The following is a 25074-nucleotide window of genomic DNA, read 5'->3' as shown; positions in this document are numbered from 1 at the left end:
CACCCCGCCTCGAGTTCGGCGACAAGTCCCTCACCGTCACCTGGACCAACAAGACCTACACCGACCGCTCGCCGATCGAGACGGTCGACCTCGAGATCTCCCCGGCGCCGAAGGGCGGCGCCGTCCAGGTCACGGCGCTCTCGGGCACCCAGTACGTGTGGAACGGGCTCGAGAACGGCACCGCGTACAGCGTCCGGGTCCGGGCGAACAACCTTGCCCCCGACCCCTCGGACTGGGGCGAGTACTCGGGCGAGATGGTCCCGGCGGGCCTGCCGGACGTCCCGGAGACGCCGAGCGCGGTCCGCGCCGCGGACTCGCCGCTCAACGGCGGCTCGATCGACGTGTCGTGGAAGCCGCCGTTCGAGAACGGCGACGCGATCAAGGGCTACACCCTGCAGCGGTACAAGAACGGCGCCCGCGACGGCGCCGCGCTCTCCCTCACGGCGACGAGCCACAAGGCGACGGGCCTCGACAACGAGTCGTCGTACACGTTCACGGTGACGGCCGAGAACAAGGCGGGCCGGACGGCGGAGAGCGCGGCGTCCGCGGCCGTGGTCCCCTACGGGCGCCCCGAGGCTCCGCCCCGGCCGAGCGTGCAGAACGTGGGCGGCGGCGGGCAGGACAGCGGCATCCCCCGCGTGTCCTGGGGCGCCGCCGACGCGAACGGCAGCCCGATCACGGGGTACACCGTCACCGCGTCGCCCGGGGGCGCGAAGAGGGACGTCGCCGGCACGTCCGTCGACTTCACGGGCCTCCCCGCCGGGAACTACACGTTCACCGTCACCGCGACGAACAAGGGCGGCACGTCCACGTCGAGCCCGGCGTCGGGGCAGATCAGCGCGTACGGCAAGCCCAGCGCGCCGGGCGTCAGCCCCAACAAGACCGGCGCCACGAGCGGCACGTTCACGGTGACGGCACCGTCGTCCAACGGCGGGAGCGGGGTCACCCGGTACAACTGGCAGCTCTCCGGCAGCCAGAACAGGTCGGGCTCCGGCCAGAGCGTGGACGTCGGTGGCGACTACGACCAGACCTACACGCTCATCGCCCAGGCGTGCAACGCCGCCGGGTGCGGCCCATGGAGCTCGGGCCAGACGATCCGCACCGACCCGCGGCCGGTCCCGCCGACCATCTGGGTGACGCGTGGGCCAGGGAAGGCCACCGGCTCGTGGGGCGACTGCCAGAACACCAGCGTCTGCACGGTCTTCCGCGTCAACGCGAACGCGACGTTCCCCTCCGGCAACTACACCTTCGCGTGCTACTACGACGGGAACCGTATCGGCAGCTTCACGTGGACCGAGCACCTCAGCGCGGGCGGCTACGTCGACCTCGGGTGCATCCTGGGCAACCCGTACGGGACCCAGCGCACGGCCAAGGTCTACGTGACGATCAGCCCTGCACCGAGCGGCATCGTGGTCGAGCACCGGGACTGGCCCATCAGGTAGCGCGGCGACGGCCGATCTGCCGTCGGCGAATGAGCCGACGGCAGATCGGCCTCCTCGCGAGGCCCGGGCGGGCGCAGGGTGGTCGCATGACCACGCACCTGACCGGCCGACCTGCCGTCGGCGACCACCACCGGACCCCGCGCGCGGAGGCTGCAGCCTCGGCGGCCTCCTCGTTCGACGACCAGCTCACGACGCGCCTGCTCCACCAGCGCATCGTCGTCCTCGGCACGGCCGTGGACGACGCCGTCGCGAACCGCCTGTGCGCCCAGCTCCTCCTGCTCTCGGCGGAGGACCCGCGCGCGGACGTCGCGCTCTACGTCAACTCCCCCGGCGGCTCGGTGAGCGCCGGCCTCGCGATCTACGACACGATGCGACTCATCCCCAACGACGTGTCGACCGTCGCGATGGGCTTCGCCGCGAGCATGGGCCAGTTCCTCCTGTGCGCGGGGACGCCGGGCAAGCGGTTCGCGCTGCCGCACGCGCGGATCATGATGCACCAGCCGTCGGCCGGGATCGGGGGCACCGCCGTCGACATCGCGATCCAGGCGGAGAACCTCGTCTACACCAAGGGGCTCATGCACCGGCTCCTCGCGGAGAGCACCGGGCAGTCCGTCGAGACCATCGCCGACGACTCCGACCGCGACCGCTGGTTCACCGCGCAGCAGGCGCTCGAGTACGGGATGGTCGACCGGATCGTCGAGAGCGTCGACGACGTCCGCCCCGCCCGCGCGGCCCGGAAGGTGGGTCTGTGATGGCGAGCTACACGATCCCGACCGTGGTCGAGCGCACGCCGCTGGGCGAGCGCGCGTTCGACGTCTTCTCCCGCCTGCTGTCCGAGCGCATCGTGTTCCTCGGCACCGAGATCGACGACGGCGTCGCGAACGTCGTCATGGCGCAGCTCCTGCACCTGGAGTCGGACGCCCCGGACCAGGAGATCGGGCTGTACATCAACTCACCGGGCGGCTCCGCGACCGCGCTCATGGCGATCTACGACACGATGCAGTTCGTCCGCTGCGACGTCTCGACCATCTGCATGGGCCAGGCGGCCTCGGCCGCGGCCGTCCTGCTCGCGGCGGGCACGCCCGGCAAGCGGTTCGTGCTGGAGCACTCGCGCGTCCTGCTGCACCAGCCGTCGGGCGGCGGGGAGGGCACGATCTCGGACCTGTCGATCCAGGCCGAGGAGATCCTCCGGATCCGGTCCGAGACGGAGGAGGTGCTGGCGCGGCACACGGGCCAGACCGTCGAGCGCCTGCGCGCCGACACCGACCGCGACCTCGTGCTCACCGCGCGCCAGGCCGTGGAGTACCGCGTCGCGGACGCCGTCGTCACCTCGCGCAAGCTCGCCGCGGCGGCGTGACGCCCGACCGCGGGGGCGACCCCGTGCCACGTCAGCCGCGTCGTCAACCGCGTCGTCGGAACCACGACCGGCGGCGCGGCTCGGGGGTCGTCTCCGCGGGCGACGGCTCGGGCACGGCCGATTCCGGCGCCGCGGACGCAGGCTCGGGCGCGGCCGGCTCGTCCGCCGGTGGCTCCGAGACGGTGAGCGCGGGCGCCGTCGGCTCCGAGGCGGCAGGGTCTGCCGTGGGCGGCTCCGACGCCGTGGGCTCCGACGCCGCGGCCTCGGGCTCGGCGGCGCGTCGGGACGACGCGGAGATGCCCGCGATCCGGCCGCGCTCGTCGAACCGCACGGTCACGGTGCCGTCGGGCACGTCGAGCACGACGGCGCCGGTCCCGTCCTCGACGGCCGGCAGGCCGCGCGCGCTCGCGTAGGACGCGACGGCGCGCCGGTGGTCGACGACCGTGACGGACAGCAGCCCCTCGCTCAGCGTGCGCACGACGCGCGGCACGCTCGGTGCGGGCAGGGCGAGGTCGGCGTCGTCCAGGAGGAACCACGCGCGCGTGCCGCCGCCGACGGGCGCGCTGTAGTGGGTGAACGACCCGGTCACGGCCTTGGCCGCGAGCGCGAGCCGGTGGGCGAGGTCGTCGGCGAGGGGAAGCTCCGGCTCGGCGGCCTCGCGCAGCCCGGTCCGCCGGGCGCTCTCGGCGGCGGTGAGCACGCCGTCGGGGAAGCCGTTGACGTTCTGCCACGCCCACATCCACGTGCCCGGACCGGGCGCGGCCGTACCGAGGAACTGGAGGCGGCACGTCGCGGTCACGCCGTCGGGCGCGGTGAAGGTGAAGACGCCCGTGGTCATGTCGGCGGCCCAGGCGTCGTCGCCGTGGAGGTCCGACAGGTGGAGCTGGTGCTCGTGGGAGAGGAACGCGGCGTCGTCGACGAGGTCCTGGAGGGCCGGGACGTCCTGGGCTGCCGTGCCGTGCGCGGTCTGCGGCTCCGTCATGGACCGACGGTATCGGCGCGCACGGTGCCCGGCCTCCGCACGACACGCGGTGCGGTGCGGTGGGGACCGCCGCTCAGGCCGCGAGGAGCAGGACGTCGCCGGCGCGCGCGGTCGGACGGCGGAGCGTCTCGGCGACGGGGAGGTCTCGCACGGGTTCGCCCACCGGCGCGACGTGCCGCGGCGCGGAGAGGGCACCCCGCTCCCGCGCGGAGGACAGCACGCGGACAGGTGCGAGCGGCCGCAGCTCCTCACCCGTGCGGGCGACGAGGTCGACGAGCCGCAGGCCGAGGGCGCCGCAGACGGCGGCGAGGACCTCGGACGACGCCTCCTTGCGCCCGCGCTCCACCTCGGACAGGTAGGCGGTGGAGACGCGCGCGGCGGCCGCGACGTCGACGAGCGTGCGCCCCTGCGCGAGCCGCGCCCGCCGCAGGATCCCCCCGATGACGTGGCGCAGGAGGGGTTCCGCCCTCCCGCCCGTCCGGGAGCGGGGGCGCGGCGTCACCACGTCCGGCACCGCATCGCGCACCCCGTCCGGCACCGCGCTCGTCGCGTCCATGCGATCACGCTACCCGCGGCCCACCCGGGTGCCGAGGCACCCGGGCGGTCATCTGCTGCTGGCGTAAGGCCGGGCGCACGGCGCGACGGTCGGCCGCGGGCCCGGCCGGACGGGTCACCAACCCTCGAGCGACCAGGCCATCTGCCAGAAGCGGATCTCGTGGCGGCAGCTCAGCTCGAACGCGCGCTCCATGCGCGCGCGCTCCGCCTCGCCCGCGTCCGCGGCGAGCGCGTCGAGGCGTGCGCGCAGGTCCGTGAGGACGTCCTCGGTGCGCTCGGCCGCGTAGAACTGCCACCAGCCCGCGAGCGGGTGGTCGTCGGCGAGGGCGCCGGGCGTCGTCTCGCGCTCGCCGAGCCAGAAGCGTCGCGCGGACCAGATGTAGGTCCACGGGCACGGCAGCAGCGCGGCGAGCAGCACGCCGAGCGAGTCGCGGCCGGCCGCCGTCATGTGGTCCACGTAGGCCTGCGCGCTCGGCGCGAGGCGCTGCGTCTGCGCCTCCTCGTACGTCACGCCGAGGAAGTCGCACATCGCGTGGTGCGCGTGCGACTCGTCGTCGAGGAGGAAGCCGGCCTTGTCGTGGAAGTAGGCCGCCCACGACCGGTCGGGCGCGAGGGCCATGCCGAGGCCGTAGCAGCGCAGGTAGGCCGTGAGGTACTGGTGGTCCTGGCCCACGTAGTGGCGCACCGCGGCGGGCTCGACCGAGCCGTCGCGCAGCCCGGCCAGGAAGGGGTGGTCGTAGAACGTCTCGAAGAGGTCCGCGTACTGGCGGGCGAGGTCGGCGGTGAAGCCGGTCTCCTCCTGCCGGACGAGCGCGGTCGGGTCGTCCGCGAGGACAGGGTTCAGGGTGATGGCAGCAGGCGTCGTCATGCCCACGTTCCTCCGCTCGTGCTAGCGAGATCAGGTTCGACGGGTCCGGGCGGCCGTACCGCTCGTCTCAGTCCCTCGGCCCGGGCCGTGGCCCGGGCGGGACGCCCCGCGTGGTTCGCGCCGACCCTAGCAAGGACGGCGCCGGTGCGGGAGCCCTCGCCACGGTGTGGGAATATAGTTGTAGCGACAACAAGTTGGAGCAGACATGACCACGAGCACGCCGGGCGCGCCGACCGACCGCCTCCTGTCCCCGTCCACGAGCATGGACGCCGTCACGCTGCGCGTGGGCGACCTCGAGCTCATGACCTCGTACTACACGGGCGCGTTCGCCCTCGCCCCGCTCGAGGAGCGGTCGCGCGGCGCCGAGGTGCACCGTGTGCTGGGCCGCGGCCGCACACCCATGCTGCGCCTCGTGCACACGCCCGGGCTGCCGCCCGTCGACCCGCGCCAGGCCGGCCTGTTCCACACGGCCTTCCTGTTCGACGACGGCCCGAGCCTCGCCGCGACCGTCTACCGCGCCGCGCAGGACCGCCGCGGCACCTTCGTCGGGTCGAGCGACCACCTCGTCAGCGAGGCGTTCTACTTCACCGACCCCGAGGGCAACGGCGTCGAGCTCTACACCGACCGCCCCCGCGAGACGTGGGTGCGCGAGCACGGCCAGATCCTCATGACGACGACGTTCCTCGACCCGAACGCCTACCTGCGCACGCACCTCGACCAGGAGACGTTCGACGCCGGCCCCTCGCTCGCGGGCCGCGTCGGCCACGTGCACCTGCAGGTGGGCGACGTCGCGACCGCCCACGCCTTCTACGTCGACGCCGTCGGCTTCGAGGCGACGCTCACCGGGTACAGCGGGGCGCTCTTCGCGTCCGCGGGCGGGTACCACCACCACGTCGCGATGAACGTGTGGAACAGCGCGGGCGCCGGGCCCCGCGCCGCGAGCCTCGGGCTGGGCGACGTCGCCGTCACGGTGCCGGGCCGCGAGGACCTCGACGCGCTCGTCGCGCGCCTCCGGGCCCGCGGGCTGGAGCACGCGGACGACGGCCGCTCCGTCGTCGTGCACGACCCGTGGGGCACGCGCGTGACGCTGTCCGTCCCCGGCACCACGACCGAGGAGCTGCTCGCGCGCTGAGGCGCGGCGGCCCGGGCACGGAGCGCGCGCCCGGGGCACGAGGCGCACGATGGGAGGACCCGCCGAGCGCACCGAGGAGCGACCGTGTTCCGCAGCCTCTTCCCCGTCCTCACCGTGGCCGACCTCGACCGGTCCCTCGGCTTCTACCGCGACCTGCTGCGCGGGACGGTCGAGTACGCGTTCCCCGACGACGGCCCGCCCGTCTACGTGAGCGTGCGCGTGGGCGGGTCACCGCTCGGGCTCGGGCAGGGCGACCCGCCTCCGGCGGACACCCGCGTCGTGCTGTGGGTGGACGTCGACGACTGCGACCGCGCCGTCGAGCACCTCGCGGCCGCGGGCGTGCCCGTCCTGGAGCCGCCCGCGGACCAGCCGTGGGGCGAGCGCGTCGCGCGCGTGCAGGACCCGGACGGCACCGTCGTGATCCTCGGCCAGGAGGCCGCTCCCCCGGCCGAGCCGGAGGGCCCGACGGGGCTGTCGTAGCCCGGGGAGCCCTGGCGCCGCGGAGCCGACCGCCCGTCGGCATGGTGCCCCCACCGGGACTCGAACCCGGAACACGCCGGGTTTAAGCCGGCCGCCTCTGCCAGTTGGGCCATGGGGGCGCGGGCCGAATCTACCGCGCGCGCGGGGCTCCCCGGGCCCGTCGCCACGACGGCCGCCCGCTCGGACCCGGACGCGACGAGGGGCGAGCCGCACGCGCGGCTCGCCCCTCGTCGTCGGGCACGACGGCCGGGCCGGGGGCCCGGCCGCGGCCTCAGGAGGCCTTCGCCGCCGGCGTCCGGTCGTCGGCGTCGACGGTGCCCGCACCGGACTCCGCCGCGGCCGCCGAGCCCTGCGCGGTCTGCTTGACCGGGTCGCCGTCCTTCTTGGGCGGGACGGACGCGGCGCGGAACTCCGCGCGCGGGTCGTGCAGCGAGCCGAGCGACACGAGCTCGCGACCCATGAGGAACTGGCCGATCCAGCCGATGAAGATGCGGATCTTGCGGTTCCCCGTCGGCATCGCCATGACGTGGTAGCTGCGGTGCATGAGCCACGCGAGCGTCCCGCGGAGCTTGAACACGCCGAACAGCTCCGCGACGCCCTTGTACAGGCCGAGCGACGCGACCGTACCGACGCTCTTGTGGCGGTACTCGACCGGCGGCTCGCTGTGCAGCTCGAGCGCGAGGTTGTCGGCGAGGCGCGTGGCCTCACGGATGGCGTGCTGCGCGTTCGGCGGGCAGAACTTGCCCGGGTTCAGCACGTCCGGGACGGCGGCGCAGTCGCCCGCGGCCCACGCGTTCGGCACGACGTTGCCGTCGGCGTCCGCGACCTGGAGCGTCGGCAGCACGGTGATGCGGCCCAGCTTGTCCACCGGGAGGTCGGACGACTCCTTGAGGACCGGGTTCGCCTTGACGCCCGCGGTCCACACGATCGTGTCGGAGTCGAACTCGACCCCGGTCGACGTGACGACGTGGCCGTCCACGCACGACGACAGGAACGTGCTGAGGTGGAACTCGATGCCGCGCTTCTTCAGCTCGTCGAGCGCGTACTGCGCCATGGGCTCGCTGAGCTCGGGCAGGATGCGGCCCGCGCCCTCGATCATGACGAAGCGGAGGTCCTTCTCCTCGATCGTCGCGTAGTTGCGCGTCGCGTAGCGGGCCATGTCCTCGATCTCGGCCAGCGCCTCGATGCCCGCGAACCCGCCGCCGACGAACGTGAACGTGAGCATGCGGCGACGCAGCTTCTCGTCCCACGTGGACGACGCGACGTCCATGCGGTTGAGCACGTGGTTGCGGACCGCGATGGCCTCCTCCACGTTCTTGAAGCCGATCGCGTTCTCCGCCAGGCCCGGGATGGGCAGCGTGCGCGACACCGAGCCGAGGCCGACGATCAGGTGGTCGTACGTGACCGAGTAGTCGTCGCCCTCCTCCGGGTGGATCGTCACACGGCGGTCCGTGTGGTCGATCGAGACGACCTTGCCCTGGAGCACGTCGACGCCCTTGAGCGCACGGCGGTGCGGCGCGACGACGTCGCGGCCGTCGATCGAGCCCGCGGCCGCCTCGGGGAGGAACGGCGCGTACGTCATGTACGGGCGCGGGTCGACGACGACGATCGCCGCCTCGCGGCGACCGAGCTTCTTGCGCAGCCGGCGGGCGGCGTACAGACCCACGGAGCCGCCGCCGAGGACGACGACGCGGGGCACCTTGCGGGGCCGCGGCGAAGCGGTCTGGGCACGGCTGACCGAGGTCAGGTCATTCTGAGGCATGGTTCCAGAGTATTACCGGTTGCGGCACAGGCGAGCCGGAGCGTCCGCCTGACGGGCGTGACGCGCCCCACGCCGCGCGGACGGACGGGGGCAGAGGCGGGCACACGCGGGCACAGGCGACATTCCGCAGGGCCCGGGGCCGGGGTGGGGCGCCGCCGTCCGCCGACGGCGCACCACCCCGGCCCCGCCGCTCAGCCGATCGCGCCGACGACGGGCGTCGGGCCGGTCGGTGCGGGCGCCACCCCGCCCGCGGGCGGGGTCGCGGGCGCCTCCCGCGACGGCGCCGGGTCGCCCTCGGCCGGCTCGTCGGCCGGCGCGTCGCTGGTACCGCCCGTGCCCGACGACGTCTCCCCCGTCCCCACGCTCGACGGCACCGCGGTCGGTGCCTGGAGGAACGGCCACGGCATGTCGCGCGTGCGCGTCCCCGTCGCCGGGACGGGGCGGCCGTCGCCCTCGGGGTACTCGACGTCCTCCTCGGCGACCGCGCGCAGCGGGTAGACGTTCCACCGCTCACGCCCGTCCGTCGCGAGGGCGGGCTGGAAGTACCACATACCCTCGACGTCCGGCACCGCCCACATCCCGGAGGCCCCCTCCTCGGTGACCGTGCGGACCTGGCGGCCGCGGTCGTCGAAGACCTGGACGTCGCGGAGCGGCTCGCCCGCCGCGTCGTAGACGAAGAGGTTGGACACCTGCGCGCCGTCGACCCACACGCCCGCCGTGCCCGGGGAGTCCCCGCTCCCGAACGACACGCTGCTCACGAGGCCGCTGCTCGCGTCGCTGCGGCCCTGCTCGTAGCCGCGGTCCCACGCGTACGGGCTCGACGCGCTCGCCGAGGCGGCGACGAGGACGGCGGGCACGGCCGCGACGGCCGCGGCGACCGACAGCGGACGGCCGACCTTCCGCAGCCCGCGGGTGGGCAGCCACCGACCCCGGCCCCACTGCACGCTCACGACGACCGCGATCAGCACGACGACGCGCGCGGACAGGTCCGGCGGGAGCACGGCCACTTGGTATCCCGCGACCAGGGCGAGCAGGAGCGTCGCCACGACCCAGCCGCGCAGGATCCACCACGCGGGCGTGAGGGCGCGCAGGAACTCGGCCGTCGAGGCCCACTGCGGCGACGAGGTGACGGGCTGCCACCCCGCGCGCCAGTCCGCCGCGAGCCTCTCGCCGAGCCCGGTCAGCCGACGGCGCAGCCCGGGGCGCGGGCCCCGCGCGGCGCCCGGGGCGACGGGAGGCAGGCCGGCCGCGGTGCGCAGCTCGGCGGCGTACTCGGCGGGCGGACCGAAGAACGCGACGAGGTCGAGGCCCGTGTCGTCGAGCGCCTCCGTGCCAGCCGTACCGGCCGTGCCGGCGGGAGCGCCGTCGGACGCCGGCGCGGGGGCTCGGCGCGGGAGCGCCCCGGGCGCGTCGACGACCGCCTCGGCGAGGTCGGCCTCGAGCCCGTCGGCGAGCTCCTCGACCTGGTCGGGGCGCAGGTCCACGAGGTGCGCGCGCACCTGCTGGGCGTAGGCGTGGACGTACCCGTAGAAGGCCCGTCCGACGGGTGCGCCGGCGGGCGGCTGCGCGGGGGTCGTCGTGCTCATCAGGCGGCCACCTCTCCGGTCCGCAGCAGCGCGGACACGGTGCCCGCGAACGTCTGCCACTCCTTGCGGTGCAGGTCGAGCATGGCCCGGCCCTGCGGGTTGATCCCGTAGTACTTGCGGTGCGGCCCGGCGTCGGACGGCACGACGTAGGTGGTGAGCGCCCCGCCCGCGTACAGGCGCCGCAGCGTCCCGTACACGGACGCGTCCCCCACGTCCTCGAGCCCCGCCGCGCGCAAGCGCCGCACGACGTCGTACCCGTACCCGTCCTCGGCCTCGACCGCGGCGAGCACCGCCGCGTCGAGCACCCCCTTGAGCAGCTGCGTGGTGTCCATCCGTCCCTCCGTCGGGCGTGGCCCCGGTCCGTCCCGGTACTCGGCCACCGGGATCACGGGATGCACACTACCGCGCGATGCGCAGTACCGTGCACAAGACACGCCCCTCCCCCGGAGACGCCGGAGCCCGGGTCGCGGGCACCGGGGTCCGGTGCCGCGCGACGCCGGGCTCGGCGGTCGGGCAGGAAGGGCCGCCGGGGCGGCCCCGGGTCAGGCGAGCGACCAGGCGATGCCGTCGAGGATGTCGTGCTCGCTCGTCACGACCTCGGTGAGCGTGCCGCCCGCGGCGGCGACGTCGTCGCGCACGCGGCGCACGACCTCCGACCACACGAGCGCGCCCGCGCCGATGACGTCGACCCGCCCGGGGTGCATGAACCCCAGGGCGGTGCGCTCGGCGCGCGTGCGGTGAAGCAGGTCGTCGCAGGCCGCGAGCACGGTGTCGACCGGCAGCACGGACCCGTTGATGCGGTCGCGGTCGTACCGGGCGAGGCCGAGCGCGTGGGCCGTGACCGTCGTGACGGACCCGGCGAGGCCGACGAGCGTCGCGGCCCGCCCGAGCGGCACCACGCGGGCCGCGTCGTCGAGCGCGGCCCGCACGTCGGCGCGGGCCGCCGCCTCCTCCTCGGGGGTCGGCGGGTCGGAGCGCAGGTGCCGCTCCGTCATGCGCACGCACCCCACGTCCATCGAGTACGCGGCGTCGGGCGTCGTCGTGCCGAGCACGAGCTCCGTCGAGCCGCCGCCGAGGTCCACCACGACGTAGGGGCCGGGGCGCACGGCCGCGACGGTCGACGTCGCCCCGCGGAACGACAGCGCCGCCTCCTCCTCGCCCGAGACGACCTCGGGCTCGACGCCGAGCGCGTCGAGGACGCCCGCGACGAACTCGTCGCGGTTCTCGGCGTCCCGCGTGGCCGACGTCGCGACGAAGCGCGTCCGCGTCGCGCCCAGGTCGTCGATCACCTGCGCGTAGCGGCGCGCGGCGTCGAGCGTGCGCGCGAGCGCCTCGGGGGCGAGCCGACCCGTGCGGTCGACGCCCTGGCCGAGCCGGACGACCTCCATGCGGCGGTCCAGGTCGACGAGGGTCCCGGCCTGCGGGTCGACGTCCGCGACGAGGAGGCGGATCGAGTTGGTGCCGCAGTCGATCGCCGCCACGCGCGAGGCGCCGGGCGGGACGGGGGCGGGCGAGGCGGCCGGCGCGGCGGTCGCGCCCGGGTCCCGGGTGAGCGGAGAGGTGGAGCCAGAGGTCATGCGTCCAAGCGTGCCACGCGGTCAGCAGGTGCAGCGGTCGGGGCGCCACACGTCGCGCACGCGCTCGAGCGCCTCGTCGCCCAGCGGGTTGACGCCCGGCCCGGCCGCGAGCGCGTGGCCCACGAGGACGTGCAGGCACTTCACGCGCGTGGGCATCCCGCCCGCCGAGATGCCGTCGATCTCCTCGACGTGGCCGAGCGCCTCACGCTGCGCGAGGTAGTGCTCGTGCGCGCGCCGGTAGGCGGCGGCGAGCTCCTCGTCCTCGGTGAGCCGCTCCGACATCTCCTTCATGACGCCGTTCGCCTCGAGCGTCGACGCGGCCGCGACCGCGCCCGGGCTCGTGAGGTAGAAGGTCGTGGGGAACGGCGTGCCGTTCTCGAGCCGCGGCGCCGTGCGGACGACGAGCGGGCGCCCGCACGCGCACCGCGCGGCGATGCCGACGACGCCGCGCGGGGTGCGCCCGAGCTGCTCCGCGAGCGTCTCGAGGTCGCGCTCGGTGACGACGACGTCCGGGTCGTCGGCGGGGATGGCCAGGCGGGCGTCGGGCACGGGACTTCCTTCGGGTCGGTCGGCGGCGTCGGGACGACGCCTCACCCATTCTCCCCGCTCTGCGGAGCGCCCTCGTCGCCGGCCGGTTCCTCGCCCGCGGGCGCGGTCCCGTCGGACGTCCCCGCGTCGTCGCCGCCGGACGTGCGCGGACCGCCCGCGACCTGCACCGACTCCCAGATGGCCTCGTACCAGGGCGTGCCCTCCTCGTACCCCCGGACGGGCCCGTCCGTGATCGTCCGCCCGGTCTGCGGGTCGGTGTCGTCGACGACCGTCTCCGGGTCGAGCACGCGCCACGGCCGCTCCCCCGGCATGACGAAGTTGAGCCGGTCCCGCGCCTCGCGCTCGACGTACGCCTGGTCGTCCCAGCGGGCGAGCTCGGCCTCGAGCTCGGTGTGCTCGGCCTGCGCCTGCTCGAGGCCGGCGCGCAGCTCGCGCAGCTCCCCCGTCTGGTTGACGTACGCGCGCAGCGTCGGCAGCAGGAGCACCGCGGCGAGCAGCACGACGACGGACAGGACCAGGGTCCGGACGGTCACCACCTCGGGCAGGAGGAAGCCGTAGCGGCTCCGGCGCCGGTCCTCGGGCGCCGGGCCGGCCGCACGTCGCGTCGACGTCGCGCTGCTCGGTCGGGCGGCGGGGCGGCGCGCTCCGGACGACGACGGGGTCCGGGCGGTCGAGCCGCCGCCCGGGGACTTCGCCGAGGAGCCCGACGCCGTCCGCTGGGCGCCCGTGGACGCCGGGCGCGGGCTCGCGGCCCCCGAGGACGCGGAGCGCTTCGTGGGCTTCGTCCCGGACGTGCCGCGCGCGGGCCCGGAGCCCGGCCGCGCGGGGGCACCGGGGCGCGGGGGACGACGCGAGGACGGCATGCCCCGATTGTGCTGCCGCGAGACGCGGCGCGCCGGGAGCACGCGCGGTGCGCCCGCGAACGTGAGGCGATCGACACGACTTCTTCACCCGTCCGGACGCGCCGGAGCCCGGCGGGCCGACGAGCGGCCCTCCGGGCTCCGGGTGCCGGGTCGTCCCGGCGGGGTCGTGCGCGACCGACGGTCAGCCGCAGGTCAGCCCTGCACCGTCCAGCGCGGGAACGCGCCACGGCCGGCGTAGCGGGCGGCGTCGTCCAGCGCCTCCTCGATGCGCAGGAGCTGGTTGTACTTGTTGATGCGCTCGCCGCGGGCGGGTGCACCCGTCTTGATCTGGCCGGCGTTCGTCGCGACGGACAGGTCCGCGATCGTCGTGTCCTCGGTCTCGCCCGAGCGGTGCGACACCATCGCGGTGAAGCCGTTGCGCTGCGCGAGCTCGACGGCGTCGAGCGTCTCGGTGAGCGTGCCGATCTGGTTGAGCTTCACGAGGAGCGAGTTCGCCGCCTTGAGCTCGATGCCCTTCGCGAGACGCTCCGGGTTGGTGACGAACAGGTCGTCGCCGACGATCTGCACCTTGTCGCCGACCTCGGCGACGAGCTGCGACCAGCTGTCCCACTCGTCCTCGGACAGCGGGTCCTCGATGGAGACCAGCGGGTAGTCGCGCACGAGCTGCTCGTAGTAGGCGATCATCTCGGCCGGCGTCTTCGCGCCGCCCTCGAACTGGTACGCGCCGTCCTTGAAGAACTCGGTGGACGCGACGTCGAGCGCGAGCGTCACGTCGGTGCCCGGCGCGAAGCCGGCCTTCTCGATCGCGACGAGGATGAGGTCGAGCGCCTCGCGGTTGCTCGCGAGGTTCGGCGCGAAGCCGCCCTCGTCGCCGAGGCCGGTGGCCAGGCCCTTCTCCTTGAGCACGGACTTCAGCGCGTGGTAGACCTCGGCGCCGGTGCGCAGCGCCTCGCGGAACGAGGAGGCGCCGATCGGGGCGACCATGAACTCCTGGATGTCCACGTTCGAGTCCGCGTGCGACCCGCCGTTGAGGATGTTCATCATCGGCACGGGCAGGACGTGCGCGTTCGGGCCGCCGACGTAGCGGTACAGGTCGAGGCCCGCGCTCTTCGCGGCGGCCTTCGCGACGGCGAGCGAGACGCCGAGGATGGCGTTCGCGCCGAGCTTGCCCTTGTTCGGGGTGCCGTCGAGGTCGATGAGGGCGGCGTCGATGAGGCGCTGGTCCTCGGCCTCGAAGCCGATGAGCTCCGGGGCGATGTCGTCGATCACGGAGTTCACCGCGCCCTCGACGCCCTTGCCCAGGTAGCGGGACTTGTCGCCGTCACGACGCTCGACGGCCTCGAACGCACCGGTCGACGCGCCCGAGGGCACTCCGGCGCGGGCGAACGTCCCGTCGTCCAGGACGACCTCGACCTCGACGGTCGGGTTTCCGCGGGAGTCGAGGATCTCGCGCGCTCCAACGGCTTCGATGCTGGCCACAGGTGCTCCTTCGGGGCAGGGCTGCGGGCGCTTCGAACGGTGGTGGCGGACCCGGGCAGGGAAACCCGGGACGCCGCGTGCGCGCCCGCGACGATGGTGGGTTTACGACCACAGCCTAGTGCCCGGTTGTGACCTGCGCCGCTGCGTCCGGTCCGTGGGCCCCGGGTCGGGGACCTGCGCGTCGACGATCGGGACGAACGTCCCGCCTCAGCCCTGCACCGCCGGGCCGGGCTCCGCGGGCGCCCCTGCCGACGTCTCGGCCGCGACGATCCGCGCCTCGACGCGCCGCAGCTCGCCCCGCAGCGCGGCCTCCGCGTCGAGCCCGTCGGCCTCCGCGCGGGCCACGAGCGCGAGCAGCTCGCGCCCGAGCCGCTCGTCCGGCGTCGGGCCGGCGCCGTCCTCGCCGACCGCACCCGCCCCGGTGCCCGACGGCGCCGCGAGCGCCGCGCCGACGACGTCGCCGAGGCCGCCGCGCCCGGCCCGGGACAGGACCTTCTGCGCGCGGGCGAGCGACCCCTGCGTGTGCGAGATGCCCTCGAGCACCGACGAGCGCTGCTTCTCCGCCTTCTTGATCGCGTCCCACTGCCCGTGCAGGTCGGTCGCGTCGGCGTCCGCGAACACGTGCGGGTGGCGCCGCACGAGCTTCGCCGCGAGGTCGGCGGCGACGTCGTCGACGGTGAACGGGTCCGGCTCCTCGCTCGCGATGCGCGCGTGGAACAGCACCTGCAGGAGCAGGTCGCCGAGCTCCTCGCGCATCCCGGCGCGGTCGTCGGTCTCGATGGCGTCGGCGAGCTCGTGCGCCTCCTCGAGGAGGTACCGCACGAGCGAGACGTGCGTCTGCTCGCGGTCCCACGGGCACCCGCCCGGGGAGTAGAGGCGGTCCATGACGGCGACGACGTCGCGCAGCGGGTCGGTCGCGGCGTCGGGCGCGCGGTCGTGCGTGGGCTCGTGCGGGTCCGGGGCGGCCGAGGGCTCGGGGGCGGTCACCGCCTCATCGTAGGTTCGCCGGGCGCGCGGTCACCGCCGGTCGAGCGTGCCGTCGCTGCCTGCCCCCAGCACGCGGTCGTGGCCCGGGCGGGGCCACGACCGCGTGGTGGGGACGGCGGAAGCGCTACGACCGCCAGGTGTCCGACAGCGTCACGGAGCCGTCGGCGCCGACCGTCGCCGTGCGGTTGCCGCCGCTCTCCCAGACGACGTTCCCGCCGCCGTCGCGCTTGACGTACTTGTACTGGAAGGTCGTGCCGGCCGGGAGGTCGACGCGCGCGGTCCACACCGGGTAGGCCGACGACGACAGCGGGACGCCGTTCGCGGGCGCCCAGGAGCCGAGCGCCGGGATGCTGCCGACGACGTGGACCGTCTGGCCCCACGTGGTGGTCGCGGTGACGGAGAACGACGCGTCGCCCTGCCCTTCGACCGGCCCGCCCGGCGACCCGCCGCCGTCGCACGGGTCGCCCGCCGTGACCGTCCCGCCGGAGACGGCGACCGCGGCGCCGGACAGGGCGTAGTCCTTGCCGCCGTTGCTGTCCCAGGCGCCCGAGCCGTTCGTGAAGGCGGCGGTGACGGTCGCGGCCGCGCCCGTCGCCCCGCTGGGCAGGCTGATCTGCCGCGAGACCCAGCCCGTGCAGGCCGCCGTCATCGGGAGCCCGGGGACGCTGGTCCAGGCGCCGGTGCCGACCTTGTAGTGGACGTTGTACGCGTTCCAGCCCTTGTCGGTCGCGTAGTAGACGGTCGTCGTGCCGGCCGGGTCGACGGGCCCGGGGCCCCCGGTGCCGCCGTCGCCGCGCGCCCCGACGTGGAGCGCGAGCGCCCCGTACGCGGGCACCGTCGCCGTGAAGGTGCCCGAGCCGGAGACGGAGACGGTCTTCGAGCAGTCCTTCGACGCCACGACGTCGCAGTACGTCCCGGCGGGGAGCGAGGTCTGGTAGGTGCGCGTCACGGCGTTCGCGGAGTTGTTGATCGTCACGTAGCCCTTGGCGCCTCGCCCGTAGGCGATGTGGTTGTTCCCGTCGTCCCACCAGCCCGTCACCGAGGTCCCGGCGACCGCGTTGTGGAAGCCGACCATGCCCGCGATCTCGGTCCAGCGCTGCGTGCAGACCCACGCGCTGTCGGCACAGCTCGCGTCCGGCACGGAGGTGGCCGAGGCGCCGGGCGCACCCGCGTCCTTGTCGCTCCACGTGTAGCCCGAGTAGACGCTCGGCGCGCCGTAGGGCCACGAGAGCATGAACGCGTTGGCGAGCCGGTACTTGGCGCCCCACTTGTAGTTCATCGTCTCGCCGTTGCGCTCGGTGTCGTGGTTGTCGACGAAGACGCCCGCGCGGTCGGAGGGGAGCTTGTTGTCGCCGATGGTGCGCAGGTCCTTGATCTGGGCGTCGAACCGGGACTTCAGCTCGCGCGCGTAGAAGAACTCGTGCGAGTCGCCGGAACCGAGGTACTCCGAGGGCTGGATCGGCTCGCCGCTCGCGCCGATGACCTCGTGCACCCAGAAGACGTTCGGGTTCGTGAGCCGCGCCTTGATCGCCGCGAGGTCAGCGGCCGGGATGTGCTTCGCGGCGTCGATGCGGAAGCCCGAGACGCCGAGCGACAGGAGGTCGTTGAGGTAGCCCGCGATCTTGCCGCGCACGTAGTCGGAGCCCGTCCGCAGGTCCTGGAGCGAGACGAGGCGGCAGTTCTGGACGTTGTACCGGTCGCCGTAGTTGCTGATGTTCGACCGGCAGTCGTTGAAGTCGTTCGGCCCGTACGGGACGCCCGGGAAGCTGTCCACGGAGTAGCTCGTCCCGCCGGTCCCGGTGCCGGACCCGGTGTCGGCGCCCGCCGTGTGGTTGACGACCGCGTCGACGATCACGCCCACGCCTGCCGCCTTGCAGGCGCTCACCATGCGCTGGAACTCGGCGCGGGTGCCGAGCTTCGACTCGAGCTTGTAGCTGACGGGCTGGTAGGAGGTCCACCAGGCCGTGCCCTGGATGTGCTCCTGCGGCGGCGAGACCTGGACGTAGCCGAACCCGGCCGGGCCGATGGTGCTCGTGCACTCGGCGGCTACGGAGTCCCACGTCCACTGGAAGAGGTTGAGGATCACGTCGCCCCGGCCGTTCGGGGAGTCGACGACGGGCGTCGGCACGGGCGGCGCGGCCGCGGCGGGTCCGGCGACCGGGACCGCGGCCAGCGCCGCGGTCAGCGCGAGGGCCGCCGAGGCGCCGGCCGCGAGGACGCGGCGCAGGCGCCCGCGGTGCGGGCTGGCGGGGCGGCCTGCGGGGACGGGGGTGGGCGCCGGGGGTCCGGCGAGGTCGGTGGTGCGCGTCATTGCAGCTCCTTCGAGGATGCGGCCGCCCCTCGCTCGGCGTCGAGCACGGGCGGGCCACGCGGTGATGACGAGCGCCCCGGGGTGGCGGGCGCGACCGGCACCTGCGGCGTTGCAGGATGTTTCCGGATGTTGCTGCAACCTTACAGAGACCGGCGCGGGCTGTCACGACCTGTGTCCACGGGTCGTGCGGACGGGTCGTGCCGGTGCGGCGGCGGCCCGGACGGCATAGCGTCGGAGGACACGCCGAGAGGAGACGCCATGGGAACCAAGCGCCGGTGGAAGGACCTGACGAAGGGTCAGCGGATCGCCGTCGGGGTGGTGGGAGCCGCACAGGTCACGCTCACCGCCGCGGCGTACCGGGACCTCGTGCGTCGGCCGGCCGACCAGGTGAACGGGACCAAGCTCGCGTGGGGCCTCGCGCTCCTCGTCAACTGGGTCGGGCCCATCGCCTACTTCCTCGACGGCCGCAAGAGCTGACCGCGGGAGGGCTCAGCCCTCGACCGTGAGCCCCGCCGTCGGCTCGAGCAGCGTCAGCGCGCGCCGCAGCGCCGTGCTCGACGTGTGCACGGTGTAGGGGAAGTAGACGACCTCGACGCCCACCTCGGCGAAGCGACGCTCCAGCTCCGCGCCCTTCGGGGTGCCGCGCCAGTCGTCGCCCTTGAAGAACACGTCGAACGGGCGCTGGCGCCAGGTCTCGAGCTTGTCGGGCTGGGTCTCGACGAACACCTCGTCGACGAACCGGACGTGGCGGACGATCTCCGCGCGCTCCGTGACGGGGACGACCGGGCGCCGGCCCTTGGCGAGCTCGAGCATGTCGTCGTCCACGACACCCGCGACGAGGTAGTCGCACTCGCTGCGGGCGTGCCGGAGGACGTTGAGGTGCCCGACGTGGAACAGGTCCCACGCACCGGGGGCGTACCCGACCTTCATGCCCGTCCTCCCGTCCTCGGCCGCGCGCCCCGCACGGCGAGGGGGCCGCGTCCAGGCTAGGACCGGGAGGAGACCCGGAACCACGCCCTCCGAGGGTGAAGAAGGCGGCCCACCGGGTGAATTGTGGGCTCGACGAGCGCGTGGGAGCGCACCCGCCCGCCCGCCCGGCAGGGGCCCGATCGCTGCGTGCTACCTTCGGTCGGTCGCCTTTCCGGACGACGTCCCCGCGCACCGGAGGGAGTGCCGACCTCAGTCATGCCGTCCCAGGTCCTCACCGTGTGCACCGGGAACGTCTGCCGCTCCCCCACCGCCGAGAGGCTGCTGAGCATCCGCAGCGACACGAGCGTCACGGTGTCGAGCGCCGGGACGCACGCGCTCGAAGGAGCACCGCTCGACGAGCCGATGGCGCGGCTGCTCACGGCACGCGGCCTGGAGGCGTCGACGCACACCGGGCGGCAGCTCACGGCGGCGATGATCGAGCAGGCGGACCTCGTCCTCACGATGTCCCGGGCCCAGCGGGCCGCCGTCGTCACCCTCGTCCCGCAGGCCGTCCGACGCACCTACACGCTCCTGGAGCTCGCCGCGCTGCTCTCGGCGATCGACCTGCCCGTCGACCCGGACGAGACCGACGCCGACCGGATCGCCCGCCTCCCGGAGATCGCGAGCGCGCAGCGCGTCCGGACGATCACCCCGCGCACACCCCTCGACATCCCGGACCCGCACGGTCGCTCCGAGCGGGCCTACCGGCAGGCGTTCACGACGATCGACACCGCCGTCGCGGCGGTCGCCCGCGTCGTGCACCCGCCCGCCGCCCGGCGCCTCGAGTGGTCCCCCACCCTCACCGAGCGCGGCGCGCGCACGCCGCCGTTCCCCGGCGGCGGGGACGGCACCGACCCTACCGGGCGCGGCGGCAGCAGCTCGCCCCGGCACGGCGGCCGGCGGAGCTGGCGCCTGCGCTGACCGCGCGTCAGCGGGCCGACGACGTCCCCACCGTCGCGGCCGCGCTCACCTCGCCGAGCACCACGGCGTCGATGAGCTGGCGCGCCCACCCGAGGACCTCCGCGCCACGCAGCGGGCGGCCGCCGATGCGCGCCGTCGTCGGGTACGGCACGAGGATCGCCCGGATCGCGGGCTTGAGCAGCGTGCCCGGGTAGAGGCGCTTGAGCCGCAGCTGCGCCGACTCGGGGAGGTCGACCGGCGCGAACCGGATGAACTTGCCCTGCGCGGTGACGTCCGTGAGCCCCGCCCGGCGGGCGTGGTTGCGGAAGTCGGCGACGTCGAACAGCGCGGACGCGACGTCCGGGAGGGCGCCGTAGCGGTCGACGAGCTCGGCCCGCACCTCGGCGAGCTCCGGCGCGTCGGCCGCGGCGGCGATCTTCTTGTACGCCTCGAGCCGCAGACGCTCGGTCGCGATGTAGGACTCCGGCAGGTGCGCGTCGACCGGGAGCTCGATCGAGACCTCCGGCTGCTCCTCGGGCCCGTCGCCCCGGTAGTTGGCGACGGCCTCCCCCACCATGCGCACGTACAGGTCGAACCCGACGCCCGCGATGTGGCCGGACTGCTCCCCGCCGAGCAGGTTGCCCGCGCCGCGGATCTCGAGGTCCTTCATCGCGACCTGCATGCCCGCGCCGAGGTCGGTGTGGGCCGCGATCGTGGCGAGGCGGTCGTGCGCGGTCTCGGTGAGGGGCCGCTCGGGCGGGTACAGGAAGTACGCGTACGCGCGCTCGCGCCCGCGGCCCACGCGGCCGCGGAGCTGGTGGAGCTGGGAGAGGCCGAGCATGTCCGCGCGCTCGAGGATGAGCGTGTTCGCGTTGGAGATGTCGAGGCCCGTCTCGATGATCGTCGTGCAGACGAGGACGTCGAGCTCCTTCTCCCAGAACGCCCGGATCACCTGGTCGAGCTGGTGCTCGTTCATCTTGCCGTGCGCGACGCCCACGCGGGCCTCGGGGACGAGCTCGCGCAGCCGCGCCGCGGTGCGCTCGATCGTCTCGACCTTGTTGTGCACGTAGAACACCTGACCCTCGCGCAGGAGCTCGCGGCGCAGCGCCGCGGCGATCTGCTTCTCCTCGTACGCCCCGACGTACGTGAGGACGGGGTGGCGCTCCTCCGGCGGGGTCGCGAGGGTCGACATCTCGCGGATGCCCGTGACGGCCATCTCGAGCGTGCGCGGGATCGGGGTCGCGGACATGGCGAGCACGTCCACGTTGGTCCGCAGCTGCTTGAGCGTCTCCTTGTGCTCGACGCCGAACCGCTGCTCCTCGTCGATGATGACGAGGCCCAGGTCCTTGAACCGCACGCTGCCCGTGATGAGGCGGTGGGTGCCGATGACGACGTCCACCGTCCCCTGGGCCAGCCCGTCCACGACCTCCTCGGACTCCTTGGGGGTCTGGAAGCGCGACAGCGCCTTGACCGTCACGGGGAAGCCCGCGTACCGCTCGGAGAACGTCTCGAGGTGCTGCTGCACGAGCAGCGTCGTGGGCACCAGCACCGCGACCTGCTTGCCGTCCTGGACCGCCTTGAACGCCGCGCGGATCGCGATCTCCGTCTTGCCGTAGCCGACGTCGCCGCACACGAGCCGGTCCATCGGGACCGTCTTCTCCATGTCGGCCTTGACCTCGTCGATCGTCGCGAGCTGGTCGGGCGTCTCGACGTACGCGAACGCGTCCTCCAGCTCGCGCTGCCACGGCGTGTCCGGGCCGAACGCATGGCCCTGCGTCGCCATGCGCGCCGAGTACAGGCGGATGAGCTCGCCCGCGATCTCCTTGACGTGCTTGCGCGCGCGGGACTTCGTCTTGGCCCAGTCCGACCCGCCCATCTTGTTGAGGCTCGGTGCCTCGCCGCCAGTGTACTTCGTGACCTGGTCGAGCTGGTCCATGGGCACGAACAGGCGGTCGCCCGGCTGGCCACGCTTGCTCGACGCGTACTCGATCACGAGGTACTCGCGCGTCGCGGCGTTGCCGCCCGTGCCGAGCGTGCGCTGCACGAGCTCGACGAAGCGGCCCACGCCGTGCTGCTCGTGCACCACGAAGTCGCCCGCCTTGAGCTGGAGCGGGTCGACGACGTTGCGACGCCGGCTGGGCATCTTGCGCATGTCGCGCGTGCTCGTGCCGGCCCGGCCCGTGAGGTCGGCCTCGGAGAAGACGGCGAGCCGCAGCCCCGGCGCGACGAAGCCCTTGCCGACCATCGCCGGCGTGACGAGGACGATGCCGCCCTCGGGCTCGTCGTCGAGCCGCGGCACGAGGCGCGCGGGCGTGTCCGCCGCGCCGAGCTGCTCGACCATGCGCTTGGCCGGCCCGTGGCCCTCCGTCGTGAGCACGAGCCGCCAGCCCGCGTGCTGCAGCCCGCGCACGTCGTCGAGCGCGCGCGCCACGTCGCCGCGGTAGGACTCGACGTCGCGCGCGCCGAGCGTGAAGGTCGGCACGCCGTCGGCGCTCTCGCCGACGTGGGCGGCCGTCGTGCCCGCGCCGCCGCTCGCCGCAGTGGCGTCCGCAGCAGCGCCCCCGTCGGCGTCTGGCGGGACGTCGAGGTCGGGGTTGTCGAGCGCGAACGACGACAGCGTCCACCAGCCCAGGCCGCGGCGCTGCGCGACCGCGCGCACCTCGGAGAACGTCTCGAACGACGCCGCGGACAGGTCGACCGGCGCCTTGCCGCCCGCCACCGCGCCCGTCCAGGCCGCGGCGAGGAACTCCTCCGTGGTCGCCACCAGGTCGTGCGCGCGACGGCGCACGCGCTCGGCGTCGTCCACGACGAGGAGCGCGTCGTCGGGCACGAGCTCGAGCACCGGGACCATGCGGTCCACGAGCACGGGCGCGAGGGACTCCATGCCCTCGACCGCGACGCCCGCCGCGAGCCGGTCCAGCATCTCCGTCGCGCCCGGCAGGTCCTCCACCAGCGCGGCGGCCCGCGCCCGTACCGAGTCCGTGAGCAGGATCTCGCGGCACGGCGGCGCCCACAGCCCGTGCTCGGCGATCTCCAGGCTGCGCTGGTCGGCGACCGCGAACCAGCGGATCTCCGACACCTCGTCGCCCCAGAACTCCACGCGCAGCGGGTGGTCCTCCGTGGGCGGGAAGATGTCGAGGATGCCGCCGCGGACCGCGAACTCGCCGCGCCGCTCGACCATGTCCACGCGCGTGTACGCCGCCGCGACGAGCCGCTCCGCGACGTCGGTGAGGTCCGCCGTCGTGCCCGCGTGCAGCTCGACCGGCTCGAGGTCCCCCAGCCCGTCCACGACGGGCTGCAGGAGCGCCCGGACCGGCATGACGAGCACCCGGACGGGACCGGACGGGCCGACCTCCGGGTCCGGGTGCGCGAGGCGCCGGAACACCGCGATGCGCTTGGCGACCGTGTCCGCGCGCGGGCTCAGGCGCTCGTGCGGCAGCGTCTCCCAGCTCGGCAGCACCGCGACGACGTCGCCCAGCTCGTCCGGCAGGTAGGCGCGCACGCTCGCGGCCAGCTCGTCCGCGTCGCGCCCCGTCGCGGTCACCACCACGAGCGGGCGCGAGCCCGCGGCCCACGCCGGGCCACCCCCGCCGCCCGACCCCGGGGCGTCGCCGTCCGGCACCGGCCCCGTCGCGCGCGCCCCCGCCATCGCCGCGAGGAGCGGCGGGCGGACGCCGGCCGGGCCGACGACGTCGGCCTCGCCGCGGGCGCGCACGTGCTCGACCGCGGCCGCCGCGGCCTGGTCGGCGAGCAGCGCGGGCAGGATGCCGGTGAGGTTCATGGGGGTCCTTCGAGGAGAGGGCACGACGACGGTCCCGACCGGGGCGGGCGATCGGGTCCGGCGTCCACACTACGCGCGTGGACCCACATCGTTCCGCGCGCGGGCGTGCGTCAGGCCCCCGCCACCGGGGCCTCCTCCGAGCGCCCCGCCGCCGCGGCCCGCCGCCGGGCGCGCAGGTCCCGGGCGACCCAGATCGAGTTCGGCACCACCTGGAAGACGAGGATCGCGACCGCCGACCCGACGACCGGCCCGGCCGCGCCCAGCGGCTCGATGAGCACCCACGAGAGCGCCACGTTGCTCACGGTCATGAGCAGGACAGGGACGACCTGGAACCGCAGGCCGCGCTCGTCGGTCATGTACATGCCCGGCGGGTAGTTGAGCGCCTGGACCGCGACGAGCGCGCAGTAGCCGAGGACGAGCGCGAGCGGCACGGTGATCTTGCCGTCGGCGACCACGTCCTGGAGGAACGGCAGGCACAGCGCGAGCACCGTGGACAGCAGCACGCCCCCGGCGAGGAACGCGAGCGAGATCCGGAACGGGCTCATCACCTCGTCGCGCGCCCGCGCCTGCGCGAAGTAGGGCCACATGCTGACCCCCGCCGCGATGATCGCCTGCATGACGAGCCCGAAGAGCTGGGTCGCGAACGTGTACTGCGCGAGCGCCTGCGTCGTCGACAGGTGGGACAGGAGCAGCCGGTCGCTCTGCATCGCGACCGGCATCGCGACGGACTGCACGAGCATCGGCACCGCGACCGATGCCACCGGCACCCCGGGCACGGCCCGGCGCCGCGGGACGTCGCGGAACGCCCGGCCGACCTGGGGCGCGAGCAGGCGCGCCGCGACGCTCACCGTGATCGCCGACGCGAGCCCGGCCGCGACGTAGGAGACGAGCGCGACGTAGTTGCCGCCCTGCCCCTTGCCGACGAGGACGAGCACGACGACGCCGACGAAGAAGAGCGGCGACACGATGCCCTGGAGGAACGTCTGGAGCACGTTCTGCTTGAGCCCGATGAGGACCCGGATGCCGATCCCCAGCGGGAGCGACAGCCCGAACACCACGAGACACAGCGTCGCGACGACGTCCCCGCCCGCGACGAGGCCGTCGCCCAGCAGGAGGGGCCACCACCCGAGGAGCTGGATCGCCACGCACACGGCGGCGATGGTCAGGCCCGAGACGGTGAGGACGCGCAGCGCCGTCGTCAGCGTCCGGTGGACCCGCTCCGACTCGCGCGGGGACGACGCCTCCGCGATGGCGTTGATGACGACCGCGCCGATGCCGAGGTCGGCGAACGGCAGGAGGTTGCGCAGCCCGTTGAGCAGCCCGTACTGGGCGTAGGACGCGACGCCGAAGTGCTCGATGATGAGGCGGCTGGTGACGATCCCGAGGAGCCCCGCCAGGCCCATCACGGCGACCTTGGCGCCGGCCGTCCCGGTCACCGAACGCCAGAGGCCCACTCGTCCTCCTCGTGCTCCCGGTGCGTCGCCCGCAGGCCCG

General features: G+C 74.5%; 22 protein-coding genes, 1 tRNA gene and 1 riboswitch. Of the genes, 7 read left to right on the top strand and 16 right to left on the bottom strand.

Going from position 1 to position 25074, the window contains the following annotated elements; translation table 11 throughout:
* From E1O70_RS16095 to E1O70_RS16085, 3 genes are all read left to right on the top strand, one after another.
* Positions 1–1442 (top strand): fibronectin type III domain-containing protein (locus E1O70_RS16095; protein WP_134724200.1); only part of this gene is annotated, 1442 nt, incomplete at its 5' end.
* Positions 1443–1528: 86 nt separating this feature from the next.
* Positions 1529–2194, top strand: a complete 666-nt coding sequence (locus E1O70_RS16090; RefSeq protein WP_061268672.1) for a ClpP family protease — start codon at positions 1529–1531, stop codon at positions 2192–2194.
* A complete protein-coding gene (locus E1O70_RS16085) occupies positions 2194–2799 on the top strand; it encodes a ClpP family protease (protein ID WP_061268673.1) in 606 nt (201 codons plus the stop codon). The genes E1O70_RS16090 and E1O70_RS16085 overlap by 1 nt, the downstream gene beginning before the upstream one ends.
* A gap of 43 nt (positions 2800–2842) precedes the next feature.
* Here the strand turns inward: E1O70_RS16085 and E1O70_RS16080 are convergent, their stop codons facing one another.
* The 3 genes from E1O70_RS16080 to E1O70_RS16070 all read right to left on the bottom strand — a co-directional run bounded on the left by E1O70_RS16080 (position 2843) and on the right by E1O70_RS16070 (position 5204).
* Positions 2843–3781: a DUF6882 domain-containing protein gene (locus E1O70_RS16080; protein WP_061268674.1), complete on the bottom strand. Its 939-nt coding sequence runs from the start codon at positions 3779–3781 to the stop codon at positions 2843–2845.
* 73 nt (positions 3782–3854) lie between these two features.
* Positions 3855–4337 carry a helix-turn-helix domain-containing protein gene (locus tag E1O70_RS20620; RefSeq protein ID WP_061268675.1) on the bottom strand — a complete coding sequence of 161 codons (483 nt, stop codon included), beginning with the start codon at positions 4335–4337 and terminating at the stop codon, positions 3855–3857.
* A gap of 114 nt (positions 4338–4451) precedes the next feature.
* Positions 4452–5204 (bottom strand): TenA family protein, encoded by a 753-nt coding sequence (locus E1O70_RS16070; RefSeq protein WP_082774678.1) that lies wholly within the window; start codon positions 5202–5204, stop codon positions 4452–4454.
* A riboswitch (TPP riboswitch) is annotated at positions 5195–5323 on the bottom strand. It overlaps the preceding gene by 10 nt.
* An 86-nt stretch (positions 5324–5409) precedes the next feature.
* Here E1O70_RS16070 and E1O70_RS16065 point away from each other — a divergent pair.
* The gene (locus E1O70_RS16065) at positions 5410–6336 is read left to right on the top strand and encodes a VOC family protein (RefSeq protein WP_061268676.1); all 927 of its coding nucleotides are present in this window, start codon (positions 5410–5412) and stop codon (positions 6334–6336) included.
* Between the two features lie 84 nt (positions 6337–6420).
* On the top strand, positions 6421–6816 hold the full coding sequence (locus tag E1O70_RS16060) for a VOC family protein (protein ID WP_061268677.1): 396 nt from the start codon (positions 6421–6423) through the stop codon (positions 6814–6816).
* A 42-nt stretch (positions 6817–6858) separates the two neighbouring features.
* On the opposite strand, the gene E1O70_RS16055 is transcribed toward E1O70_RS16060, so the two are convergent.
* The 10 genes from E1O70_RS16055 to E1O70_RS16010 form a co-directional block, all read right to left on the bottom strand.
* A tRNA-Leu gene (locus tag E1O70_RS16055) sits at positions 6859–6935 on the bottom strand.
* A gap of 152 nt (positions 6936–7087) precedes the next feature.
* Positions 7088–8578 (bottom strand): NAD(P)/FAD-dependent oxidoreductase, encoded by a 1491-nt coding sequence (locus E1O70_RS16050; RefSeq protein WP_043656236.1) that lies wholly within the window; start codon positions 8576–8578, stop codon positions 7088–7090.
* Between the two features lie 191 nt (positions 8579–8769).
* Positions 8770–10164, bottom strand: coding sequence for a hypothetical protein (locus E1O70_RS16045; RefSeq protein ID WP_061268678.1), 1395 nt, complete (start codon positions 10162–10164; stop codon positions 8770–8772).
* Positions 10164–10496: a PadR family transcriptional regulator gene (locus tag E1O70_RS16040; RefSeq protein ID WP_034651541.1), complete on the bottom strand. Its 333-nt coding sequence runs from the start codon at positions 10494–10496 to the stop codon at positions 10164–10166. The genes E1O70_RS16045 and E1O70_RS16040 overlap by 1 nt, the downstream gene beginning before the upstream one ends.
* Positions 10497–10706: 210 nt before the next feature.
* A complete protein-coding gene (locus E1O70_RS16035; protein ID WP_082774680.1) occupies positions 10707–11741 on the bottom strand; it encodes a Ppx/GppA phosphatase family protein in 1035 nt (344 codons plus the stop codon).
* Positions 11742–11762: 21 nt separating this feature from the next.
* Positions 11763–12290, bottom strand: a complete 528-nt coding sequence (locus tag E1O70_RS16030) for a DUF501 domain-containing protein (RefSeq protein WP_240696736.1) — start codon at positions 12288–12290, stop codon at positions 11763–11765.
* Positions 12291–12331: 41 nt separating this feature from the next.
* Positions 12332–13153, bottom strand: a complete 822-nt coding sequence (locus E1O70_RS20500) for an FtsB family cell division protein (RefSeq protein WP_082774688.1) — start codon at positions 13151–13153, stop codon at positions 12332–12334.
* 192 nt (positions 13154–13345) lie between these two features.
* Entirely contained in the window at positions 13346–14632 is a 1287-nt protein-coding gene (gene eno / locus E1O70_RS16020; protein WP_061268679.1) for a phosphopyruvate hydratase, read from the bottom strand.
* Between the two features lie 207 nt (positions 14633–14839).
* Positions 14840–15619, bottom strand: coding sequence for a nucleoside triphosphate pyrophosphohydrolase (locus E1O70_RS16015; protein ID WP_240696735.1), 780 nt, complete (start codon positions 15617–15619; stop codon positions 14840–14842).
* 124 nt (positions 15620–15743) lie between these two features.
* Positions 15744–17930 (bottom strand): carbohydrate-binding module family 20 domain-containing protein, encoded by a 2187-nt coding sequence (locus E1O70_RS16010; RefSeq protein WP_082774681.1) that lies wholly within the window; start codon positions 17928–17930, stop codon positions 15744–15746.
* A gap of 258 nt (positions 17931–18188) precedes the next feature.
* Between E1O70_RS16010 and E1O70_RS16005 the strand changes: the two genes are divergently transcribed.
* Positions 18189–18407, top strand: coding sequence for a PLD nuclease N-terminal domain-containing protein (locus tag E1O70_RS16005; RefSeq protein ID WP_061268680.1), 219 nt, complete (start codon positions 18189–18191; stop codon positions 18405–18407).
* 12 nt (positions 18408–18419) lie between these two features.
* On the opposite strand, the gene E1O70_RS16000 is transcribed toward E1O70_RS16005, so the two are convergent.
* The gene (locus E1O70_RS16000; RefSeq protein ID WP_021483197.1) at positions 18420–18860 is read right to left on the bottom strand and encodes an FAD synthase family protein; all 441 of its coding nucleotides are present in this window, start codon (positions 18858–18860) and stop codon (positions 18420–18422) included.
* Between the two features lie 255 nt (positions 18861–19115).
* On the opposite strand from E1O70_RS16000, the gene E1O70_RS15995 reads away from it, so the two are divergent.
* Positions 19116–19820 carry an arsenate reductase/protein-tyrosine-phosphatase family protein gene (locus E1O70_RS15995; protein ID WP_061268681.1) on the top strand — a complete coding sequence of 235 codons (705 nt, stop codon included), beginning with the start codon at positions 19116–19118 and terminating at the stop codon, positions 19818–19820.
* Between the two features lie 7 nt (positions 19821–19827).
* Here E1O70_RS15995 and mfd read toward each other — a convergent pair whose 3' ends face one another.
* Together mfd and E1O70_RS15985 are read right to left on the bottom strand one after the other, a co-directional pair.
* A complete protein-coding gene (mfd, locus tag E1O70_RS15990) occupies positions 19828–23580 on the bottom strand; it encodes a transcription-repair coupling factor (RefSeq protein ID WP_061268682.1) in 3753 nt (1250 codons plus the stop codon).
* A gap of 110 nt (positions 23581–23690) precedes the next feature.
* Positions 23691–25034, bottom strand: a complete 1344-nt coding sequence (locus E1O70_RS15985; protein WP_240696734.1) for a lipopolysaccharide biosynthesis protein — start codon at positions 25032–25034, stop codon at positions 23691–23693.
* Positions 25035–25074: the final 40 nt, after the last annotated feature.

This window comes from Cellulosimicrobium funkei (assembly GCF_004519295.1).
GTDB lineage: Bacteria > Actinomycetota > Actinomycetes > Actinomycetales > Cellulomonadaceae > Cellulosimicrobium > Cellulosimicrobium funkei.
Note: the sequence above shows the minus strand (reverse complement) of the source record. Positions and strands in the feature narration are given on the sequence as shown.

Coding starts and splice junctions, on each gene's coding strand:
- E1O70_RS16090 (WP_061268672.1), top strand. CDS start 1,529: ATGACCACGCACCTGACCGGCCGACCTGCCGTCGGCGACCACCACCGG.
- E1O70_RS16085 (WP_061268673.1), top strand. CDS start 2,194: ATGGCGAGCTACACGATCCCGACCGTGGTCGAGCGCACGCCGCTGGGC.
- E1O70_RS16080 (WP_061268674.1), bottom strand. CDS start 3,781: ATGACGGAGCCGCAGACCGCGCACGGCACGGCAGCCCAGGACGTCCCG.
- E1O70_RS20620 (WP_061268675.1), bottom strand. CDS start 4,337: ATGGACGCGACGAGCGCGGTGCCGGACGGGGTGCGCGATGCGGTGCCG.
- E1O70_RS16070 (WP_082774678.1), bottom strand. CDS start 5,204: ATGACGACGCCTGCTGCCATCACCCTGAACCCTGTCCTCGCGGACGAC.
- E1O70_RS16065 (WP_061268676.1), top strand. CDS start 5,410: ATGACCACGAGCACGCCGGGCGCGCCGACCGACCGCCTCCTGTCCCCG.
- E1O70_RS16050 (WP_043656236.1), bottom strand. CDS start 8,578: ATGCCTCAGAATGACCTGACCTCGGTCAGCCGTGCCCAGACCGCTTCG.
- E1O70_RS16045 (WP_061268678.1), bottom strand. CDS start 10,164: ATGAGCACGACGACCCCCGCGCAGCCGCCCGCCGGCGCACCCGTCGGA.
- E1O70_RS16040 (WP_034651541.1), bottom strand. CDS start 10,496: ATGGACACCACGCAGCTGCTCAAGGGGGTGCTCGACGCGGCGGTGCTC.
- E1O70_RS16035 (WP_082774680.1), bottom strand. CDS start 11,741: ATGACCTCTGGCTCCACCTCTCCGCTCACCCGGGACCCGGGCGCGACC.
- E1O70_RS20500 (WP_082774688.1), bottom strand. CDS start 13,153: ATGCCGTCCTCGCGTCGTCCCCCGCGCCCCGGTGCCCCCGCGCGGCCG.
- E1O70_RS16010 (WP_082774681.1), bottom strand. CDS start 17,930: ATGACGCGCACCACCGACCTCGCCGGACCCCCGGCGCCCACCCCCGTC.
- E1O70_RS16005 (WP_061268680.1), top strand. CDS start 18,189: ATGGGAACCAAGCGCCGGTGGAAGGACCTGACGAAGGGTCAGCGGATC.
- E1O70_RS16000 (WP_021483197.1), bottom strand. CDS start 18,860: ATGAAGGTCGGGTACGCCCCCGGTGCGTGGGACCTGTTCCACGTCGGG.
- E1O70_RS15995 (WP_061268681.1), top strand. CDS start 19,116: ATGCCGTCCCAGGTCCTCACCGTGTGCACCGGGAACGTCTGCCGCTCC.
- mfd (WP_061268682.1), bottom strand. CDS start 23,580: ATGAACCTCACCGGCATCCTGCCCGCGCTGCTCGCCGACCAGGCCGCG.